We start from the raw sequence: 8,079 nt of genomic DNA on the forward strand, positions 1-8,079 counted from the left end.
GATGCTCTAAATCAATTGTTTTTCGATTTATTTGCTTTAAGTATCTTAAATAATAAGTAGAAATCGTATATAAGAGCTGAAGTGCAAAGCGCGTCTTCTTAAACGTATAAAATTCTTTAATACGTTGATTAATAAAACGTTCAAAAATTGGATTCTCTTCTAAGCAGATTGTAACAAAACAATCCGGCATCACAATCATACCTATTGGAATCGTGTCATAAATCGAATTTCCTTCTTCATCATGTCTAACTGTCGGAATATCCACGATAATTAAAGTATTATTGTCTTCCTTTTCAATACGAGAGCGTTCTTCATCATCCAAAGGGTCTTTAATGAAATCTAAGTCTACATTTAAAGTTTGTACTAGATATTGAATTTCTTCTTCTGTTGGATGAAGTACATTAATCCAGCACCCCTTTTGCATTTCCTCAATCTCTTGTAGTTTTCCGTTTCGGTCTGTTAAATATATATTTAACATACTATCACCCCGATTCTTTTTACATGTAGGAATCTACCTCTCTTAAATCACAGTTTTTAAACCGCCATTCTCAGCATATGAAACATACGTTTAAATTTCAATAGAAAAATTATTTTGAAAACGTTTTTATAAGAAAAATATTATAAAGTGAAACTTTAATCAGTGGGGGCTTCATCCCCCCCCACTGATTTTCAGCCCTCACCAATCGGGCTTTTACAGGCTGCCCACCCCCAACCAAACTTCTTTTCTTTCGCTGAATTTTGAGATGAGGATCTTACTGCCCGTTAGAGCGGGATAAACATAGAAAAAGACAGAGTGCTCTCTGCCTTAAAAGCTTATGTTGCCTTTATAACATATTTAGAAAGCATCCACAAGTTAAACCCGACTGAAATCGTATAGCCCGCGTATGTTGAAATGATAAAACTTACATAATCGAAATACGGAAGCAATACAATATTTAAAACTATCTTCACAATAATTCCAATCACTAGTCCTAGCACCGTCTTCTGCTGTTGATTGATTCCTTGTAGCATAGCAGCCGTTACTGTAAAAAGAGAAAATAGTATGCAAGCAGGAGCATAATACTGTAAAATGATTCTCCCCATCTCTGGATCATTTCCAGCACCAAATAAAAGGGTATATACAGGCTTGGCTAACACCATCATTCCAATTGCCGCCGGTACCGTAATCGCTACTACTAATACATTTGTTCTCGTAAAATGTTTGTACAATAGCTTCGTATTTCCTGCTGTATAAGCTTTCGTCATCTCTGGTACGAGAGACATACTAAAAGCTGTCGCAACGGATACCGGGATAAGCACAACCATTTGAACAAGGCCAATTATCGCATTAATTTTTTCCGCTTCGCCTTGCATATACCCTATCTGTATAAGTAGTTTATTAATTGTAAATGTATCAATCGTCTGATACAACGGAATTGCTAAGCCTACTACAACAAAAGGAATAGAATATGTAAAGAGCTCCTTATAAAGTGAGAAAAAAGATTTCGTTGTTTGTGGTATACTTGCCATTTCTTTTTTCTTTAAGTACCTTCTCCTTCTCATATAATACGCACTTAAAACAGTTAATCCACCTACAGCTCCCATAAAGGCACCGAACGTTGAAATACCAACTGCTAGTGAAACAGAAGCTTTTAAAACATATAAAACGACAAAGCTTCCTATTAAAATGGTTAAAACACGAAAAAATTGCTCTACAACTACACTTAATGCAGAAGGCCCCATCGATTGGAATCCTTGAAAGAAGCCCCTTAATAAACTCATTACTGGCACAAGTATTAACGCAAAACTTACAATTCGAATATTAGTAGTAACCGCTCCTACACTATTCCCCGTTTGATCATTCCCATCGATGACAAGTTTAGCTAAATGCGGAGCTAGCATATATAACGTAAAACACGAAATGACTCCCATTATAAACATAAACACGATTCCACTTTTCAACACTCTCTTAACCGTATGATAATCATTTAGTTGATCATATTTTGATACCATCTTTGAAACAGCTAGCGGTAATCCCATTGTTGCTATGCTGAGCATGATGGTATAAGGACGATATGCATATGTGTATAGAACGTAACCACTCGTACCGACCATCGCTGTAAATGGTATAACATATATAAACCCTAACATTTTTGATATCATCGTTGCCATCGTTAAAAATATCGTTCCACGTATAAACGGTGACCCTTTCATCACATTCCTCCGCTACGCTTTATTATTACACATTATGGACAACTCCTTTTCTTTAGAACCGAAACAAACAAAAAAAGCCAATGAAAAATCATTGACTTTAACGCGCTGCTTTTTTCTTTTTGAAATACTTTAAACCAAAGTATAGAGCAATAAAAAGAACAGCTCCTATAATTATGTAATGTGTGTAATCAGATGCATACTCTTTAATTTGTCGCCAATTCCCACCAAGTTTTTCACCTAAGTATATAAATAGAATTGACCATGGAATGATCGCTACAACCGTATAAAGTGTAAATAGTTTTAATGGCATCTTAGCTAGCCCTGCTGGAATAGAGATCGCATGACGTACTACTGGGATAAAGCGCGCAGAAAATATTACGCCTGCTCCATAACGCTTAAACCAACCTTCCGCTATGTCTAAATGATGTTTATTAATAAGTAGATATTTCCCATATTTCTCTACAACCGGACGCCCTCCGTAGTATCCAAGCCAGTATAAAAAGATTTGCGCTAAAGTACCACCAATCGTTCCGGCGATAACTGCACCCACAAAACTAATTTTACCATTTGCTACTAAAAAGCCAGCATACGAAAGTACAATTTCACTCGGGATTACTTCAATCATTAAAGCAAGAGCTACTCCAAAGTAACCTAAGCTTGCAAAAAATTGCAATAACTGATCTATTATGTTTGCTAACATGTTCTTTTTTATCTCCTTTTTTCTTCACATACCATCCCATTATTACATAAAGGCTGCAATCTGCCAATATCTTCATTTTAACAATATGTACAATTCAAGCAGGATTAATCTATTAATTTCTCTTTCTGCGGGTCTTTCATGTAGGCAAACATCTCTTTAATTTGGTCTTCTGTATTTCTAGCAATTGATAAATTAGGCAATTCATTTTCACCAAAAAACTCCACCTCTTCTGTTTCAATGCTAGTTTTCTTTTCTCCACCAATAATCTCACATCCAATGAAAATCTTATATACATGCGTCGCCGATGGAGATGGTTGATGTTTTTCTTTATCAAATATAGCTAGTAACTTAAAATGCTCTACCTCATAACCAGTCTCTTCGAAAACTTCTTTTGCTGCAACTTCGGTTGGCGTATAACCGACATCAGCCCATCCACCTGGCAATGCCCATTTCCCATCGCTTTTTTCTTTTACAAATAATAACTTTTCATTTTGAAAAACAACAGCTCTTATATCAACTTTAGGTGTTTGATAGCCTGTCTCACTTGCAAATAATTTCTCTACGACTTCCCAATCTGTTTTCGTGTAATGTGACATCATTGAAATAGAAATATCTCGTAATTGCTGGAAACGCTCAATATCATACACATCCTTAGAATACGTTAAACCCGCTTGAGCTATAGATTGTATTTGTTTTACCCAATCAATCCATTTAATCGTCATATATCCGCATCCCCATTCTCTATCAAATATATTACTTCATTTTCATTGATACATCTTTATTATACAAAAAAAAGAGATTGATAACGTTTCAATCTCTTTCAAAATTAATCCAATTCATGTAAGTGGTCTTGTATATACTTTCTTCTCTTATTTATATATTCATAAATCATATCAGCCTCTTGATCAAATGTTTCTAATTTTTCTTTCATGTATGGATCTTGTAGTAAATATGGACGAATCAATTCACACAACCCTTCTACTTTCGGCCTCATAAACGAAACTGTAAATTGATCTTCTAATATTTCTTCTAAAATACTTCGATACTGCTTTCTAAATGCAGGTATGTCTAGCAATCTTGCACTCAACGTATTATACCCTTGAATGCGAATATATTCATGATTAAGCGGTCTCCCTTGTACATCTCGCCCCCAAGTCGCATCATAATCCCACGGTATAACTTCAAATAAATTTGTTTCATCGTTATGATATAGTGCATAGTTATGAACAAAACCATCAAAGTTTTGCGTAAAAATAACTCCTGCTAACCATCGTAAATATCTATCTACATGTAGAAACTTCCCAATTTCTTTTTCATAGGCTTCCCTCGTCAAAGTATTCGCTTGAAATACAAATTCACTCAGCTGTTCTTCACTATTTTTATTCGAATATTTAAATTCATAACCCGCAAAGAGCTCTGTCTTAACATCTTTATCTCGTTCACTCATTAATGAAAAATTCGCATCATCATCTATCGCATAATAAATAGAACCACTCGGTAATCCTCTATTTTTCAAAAAATTTTCATCAACCGATTCTAACTGTAAGTACACACCTTGAATTTGACCATTAATTTTTATAAATACATGTTGTGATTTTGGCGAAAGTACACCAATATCATGAAAAAAATCTAAAGATAATTTATTTCTTATGAGAGACGGATCCATAAACTCCGAATTCAAATGAAACTCTTTCGCACCTTGAAATTTTTTAGGCTTATAAAACATAACATGATAAGACTTTTTCTCAAATTCCCGAATATGAGCTCCTCTGTATACGATATCAATATCATACTTCTTTTTTCCATAAGTTAATTTTGCTGGCACTGGACTATCTGACCAAATGTCCTTTTTCAATTCCACTAAGTACATTGGATGAACAAAAAAATCATATGAAGGCAGCATGTTTTCTCATCCCTTCTCAGTTCTCTTCATTCAATGTATGCGCCTTGTCTTGTCCATACATCCGCAATCATCTATTTATATAAAATTACACTCTTGTCCTGTTCAGAAAGATGCCTACATACATATCATGTTAAGGAAAAAGAATACCTTTTCACTTTAATACATGATAAGGAGGATTTCTATGAAACGTGATATTAGAAAAGCTGTTGAAGAAATCAAAAGTGCTGGGATGGAGGATTTCTTACACCAAGATCCAAGTACTTTTGAGTGCGATGATGATTGCACTACAAAAATAGAGTGTAACGAAGATTGTAAATGCCCAAGAACAAGATGTACTCGCGTGAAACATTGTACGTTCGTTACAAAATGTACTCACGTTAAAAAGTGGACATTTGTTACAAAATGTACTCGTGTTCGCGTGCAAAAATGGACGTTCGTTACGAAAGTAACGCGTAGAAAAGAATGCGTTTTAGTTACAAAACGTACTCGTAGAAAGCATTGTACATTCGTTACAAAATGTGTACGCTTTGAAAAGAAATTTTACTGGACTAAACGATGTTACTGTAAAAAATGCGAATTCTTCCCTAATGGACACGGTGGCTCTTGCGACGATTCGTGTGATGACGGAAAGAAATGGAACGATTGCAAAGGCGGACATAAATTCCCATCTTGCAAAAATAAGAAATTCGATCACTTCTGGTATAAAAAACGTAACTGCTAGTTTTTATACCACCAAAAAAAGGCCGTTTTGCGGCCTTTTTTACATTTATTGAAAGTGACTTATATCTGCAAATTGTTTCACTTTACCGATACCCTCTTCAAATTCTATTATGCTCAAACTGGCACTATGCATAAATGGATCATCCCACACATTTTCTATTTCAATTCCCGCAAAATGCCCTACAAGTAATTTTGCTGCTGCCGCATGAGACACAATCAATATGTTTTGTCCTTTATGCTTCTCTAAAAGAAGCTGCATCCCTTCAATTACTCTTTCATAAACGGCCTCAAAATTTTCGCCTGATGTTGACTGAAAAAGATGTGGCTCATTCCAAAACAGATGTACTTCTTCTGGAAATTGCTTTTCTATATCCGCGATTGTTTGTCCTTCCCATATACCCATGTTGATTTCATAGAAATGCTCATCCGCTATAATGGGTATATCACGTTCCCCCTTTATTAACTCTGCCGTATGAAGTGTTCTTTCGCTCGGACTACTATAGATCGCATGGATTGGTAAATCTTTCATTCGATTCCCTAATTGTTTCGCCTGAACTATACCATTTTCAGTTAAAGCAGAATTTTTCCGTCCCTGCATTCGCTTCGCTACATTCCACTCTGTTTCACCATGCCTTGTTACATATATAGTTGTTTTCATTTCTTACTCCCCCTCACCATGTTGGTCGTAATTCCCACGGTTCAACTCTCCCTACAATCCACTCCGCTCGTTTACTTTCAATCCCTTTTATAATTCCATCAGCTATCTCTTCATGAGTAAGCCATCTTCCATATGTATCTTCTAAAATAAAACCTAAAATAATTCTATGATAAATACATCGCGTACTCCCTATTTTTTGTGCAGGCATACGTGATGCTTTACTACCCAAAATATGAAATAAACTATATGTTTTAGACGACAAATCTAGTTCTTTACAAATATTTGATAGTGCATGCTTTGCACTTGTGTGTACCCATGCAACAACTAATGTGATTGGGCCATTTTTCTTAATTGTACTTTTAATAGCTAGCTTTACATCTTCATCATTATGATAATCTAACGAAAGGCATGTAATATTTTCTGGTGCAGAACTCATTCGCTTAACATTTTCTAATTTCACTTCATCTCGCCCGATAATAGAAACATAAAATCCTTTCTCACAAAGCCACATAGAAACTTTCTTTAGCATTCCTGTTCCACCAATTACAAGTGCATGCAAATGCTATCCCTCCCTAATAAAATGTCATATGAGGTTTCTCATCTCTATAATAATTTAAACGGTCTTGCAGTGTCCCTGAGTGAAACTCAAATTTATGACCGTCAGGATCAACAAAGTATATAGATTCGCAATCTCTTACATCACGTTCTCTTCCTTGTAAAATATGAACATCATTTTCTTCTAATCGCTGTATTAGACATTTAAAGTCTTCTTGTTCAACAGAAAATGCAATGTGCGTATAAGATTGATGAATCTCATTTCTCGGAATATGCGTCTCTTCATTAAGCGCTATCCATACTCCACATATGTTAAAATAAGCTAATTTTCTTCCTTTAACTAATAATTCTCCTTCTAATACTTTTTCATAAAACATAATAGAGTTTTCTAAATTAGATACCGAAAAACAAATATGATTGATTCCTCTTAACAACTATAATTCCTCCTTATACAAATAAAAGATGAGCGAAAATTCACTCATCTTTTATTATACTATTTTTTTGTAATATATGCCCATTTATAAGTGAAGTCCCCGCCAAACGTATGATTAGCAATGCCTTTTACAAATGGCTTCTCTAAATAAGCTGTACTTTGTTGGTACGTAGGAGAAATTGCTGCGTCTTGACCAATTAAGATTTTTTCAGCTTCCGCAAGTGCATTCCAGCGTGCTTTATCATCTTTTAATAGCTCTCCTTTTGATTTCGCTACTAAATCGTCATACTTCGGATTAGAATAATCCATTTCATTAAATGAGCTTCCAGTAACAAACATATCAATATAAGTCATTGGATCTGGATAATCAGGGCTCCATGCAGATAATGAGAATTCATATTGGAATTTCTTTTCTAAATCTAGCTTCTGCTTGTATGGTTGCTGTTTCAAATTCACTTTAATACCAGGCAAGTTTTTCTCTAATTCTTCTTTAATAAAGTCGCCTACTTTTTTACGGCTACCGTTATCATCGTTTAGTAATTCAACCGTAATTGTATCTTGACCAAGCTCTTTCTTCGCTTCTTCCCATAATTTTTTTGCTTTCTCTGCATTATCTTTACTATCACGGAAATTTTTATTTACAGAGCGGAAGTCTTTTCCATCCGGACCTGTCGTGAATTTTTCAGGTACTAAGAAATATGCTGGCAATGAACCGTCATTTAAAATGACATCAGCAATTCCTTTTTTATCATATGCCAAATCAATTGCTTCACGTACTTTTTGGTTTTTAAATGTTGCATTTTTTTGATTAAAGCGTAAGAAATACATACGCGGGTCTAACTTCGTTTTAAATTCATCTGGTTTATTCTTTTTATATTTATCAACAAATTCAGAAGTTAAAATAACTCGATCTGCTT

General features: G+C 34.8%; 10 protein-coding genes. 1 reads left to right on the forward strand and 9 read right to left on the reverse strand.

Features of this window, described 5'->3' with window-relative positions; translation table 11 throughout:
• The 5 genes from ACQGS6_RS18945 to cotH form a co-directional block, all read right to left on the reverse strand.
• Positions 1 to 478, reverse strand: a 478-nt coding sequence (locus ACQGS6_RS18945) for a magnesium transporter CorA family protein (protein WP_426965434.1), incomplete at its 3' end; no start/stop codon positions are given.
• A 335-nt stretch (positions 479 to 813) separates the two neighbouring features.
• Positions 814 to 2,193 carry a putative polysaccharide biosynthesis protein gene (locus tag ACQGS6_RS18950; RefSeq protein WP_426965435.1) on the reverse strand — a complete coding sequence of 460 codons (1,380 nt, stop codon included), beginning with the start codon at positions 2,191 to 2,193 and terminating at the stop codon, positions 814 to 816.
• A 97-nt stretch (positions 2,194 to 2,290) separates the two neighbouring features.
• Positions 2,291 to 2,893, reverse strand: a complete 603-nt coding sequence (locus ACQGS6_RS18955; protein WP_000880691.1) for a DedA family protein — start codon at positions 2,891 to 2,893, stop codon at positions 2,291 to 2,293.
• A 104-nt stretch (positions 2,894 to 2,997) separates the two neighbouring features.
• Positions 2,998 to 3,615, reverse strand: coding sequence for an NUDIX hydrolase N-terminal domain-containing protein (locus ACQGS6_RS18960; protein ID WP_074626001.1), 618 nt, complete (start codon positions 3,613 to 3,615; stop codon positions 2,998 to 3,000).
• A 104-nt stretch (positions 3,616 to 3,719) separates the two neighbouring features.
• Positions 3,720 to 4,796 (reverse strand): spore coat protein CotH, encoded by a 1,077-nt coding sequence (gene cotH / locus ACQGS6_RS18965; RefSeq protein ID WP_426965436.1) that lies wholly within the window; start codon positions 4,794 to 4,796, stop codon positions 3,720 to 3,722.
• Between the two features lie 181 nt (positions 4,797 to 4,977).
• Here cotH and exsB point away from each other — a divergent pair, with 181 nt between their 5' ends.
• Positions 4,978 to 5,517: an exosporium protein ExsB gene (gene exsB, locus ACQGS6_RS18970; protein WP_000817486.1), complete on the forward strand. Its 540-nt coding sequence runs from the start codon at positions 4,978 to 4,980 to the stop codon at positions 5,515 to 5,517.
• 45 nt (positions 5,518 to 5,562) lie between these two features.
• Here exsB and ACQGS6_RS18975 read toward each other — a convergent pair whose 3' ends face one another.
• The 4 genes from ACQGS6_RS18975 to ACQGS6_RS18990 form a co-directional block, all read right to left on the reverse strand.
• Positions 5,563 to 6,174, reverse strand: coding sequence for a phosphoserine phosphatase 1 (locus ACQGS6_RS18975; protein ID WP_000858827.1), 612 nt, complete (start codon positions 6,172 to 6,174; stop codon positions 5,563 to 5,565).
• 13 nt (positions 6,175 to 6,187) lie between these two features.
• A complete protein-coding gene (locus ACQGS6_RS18980; protein WP_016117649.1) occupies positions 6,188 to 6,733 on the reverse strand; it encodes a short-chain dehydrogenase in 546 nt (181 codons plus the stop codon).
• Positions 6,734 to 6,746: 13 nt separating this feature from the next.
• Positions 6,747 to 7,163, reverse strand: coding sequence for a FosBx1 family fosfomycin resistance bacillithiol transferase (fosB, locus tag ACQGS6_RS18985; RefSeq protein ID WP_000943769.1), 417 nt, complete (start codon positions 7,161 to 7,163; stop codon positions 6,747 to 6,749).
• Positions 7,164 to 7,222: 59 nt separating this feature from the next.
• Positions 7,223 to 8,079 (reverse strand): peptide ABC transporter substrate-binding protein (locus ACQGS6_RS18990; protein ID WP_426965437.1); only part of this gene is annotated, 857 nt, incomplete at its 5' end.

The sequence above is a fragment of the Bacillus sp. GMs2/2 genome, assembly GCF_050172095.1.
Classification (GTDB): domain Bacteria; phylum Bacillota; class Bacilli; order Bacillales; family Bacillaceae_G; genus Bacillus_A; species Bacillus_A cereus.

What these genes read in the sequence shown, in the direction of transcription:
- ACQGS6_RS18950 (WP_426965435.1), bottom strand. Translation starts at nt 2,193, where the DNA reads ATGAAAGGGTCACCGTTTATACGTGGAACGATATTTTTAACGATGGCA.
- ACQGS6_RS18955 (WP_000880691.1), bottom strand. Translation starts at nt 2,893, where the DNA reads ATGTTAGCAAACATAATAGATCAGTTATTGCAATTTTTTGCAAGCTTA.
- ACQGS6_RS18960 (WP_074626001.1), bottom strand. Translation starts at nt 3,615, where the DNA reads ATGACGATTAAATGGATTGATTGGGTAAAACAAATACAATCTATAGCT.
- cotH (WP_426965436.1), bottom strand. Translation starts at nt 4,796, where the DNA reads ATGCTGCCTTCATATGATTTTTTTGTTCATCCAATGTACTTAGTGGAA.
- exsB (WP_000817486.1), top strand. Translation starts at nt 4,978, where the DNA reads ATGAAACGTGATATTAGAAAAGCTGTTGAAGAAATCAAAAGTGCTGGG.
- ACQGS6_RS18975 (WP_000858827.1), bottom strand. Translation starts at nt 6,174, where the DNA reads ATGAAAACAACTATATATGTAACAAGGCATGGTGAAACAGAGTGGAAT.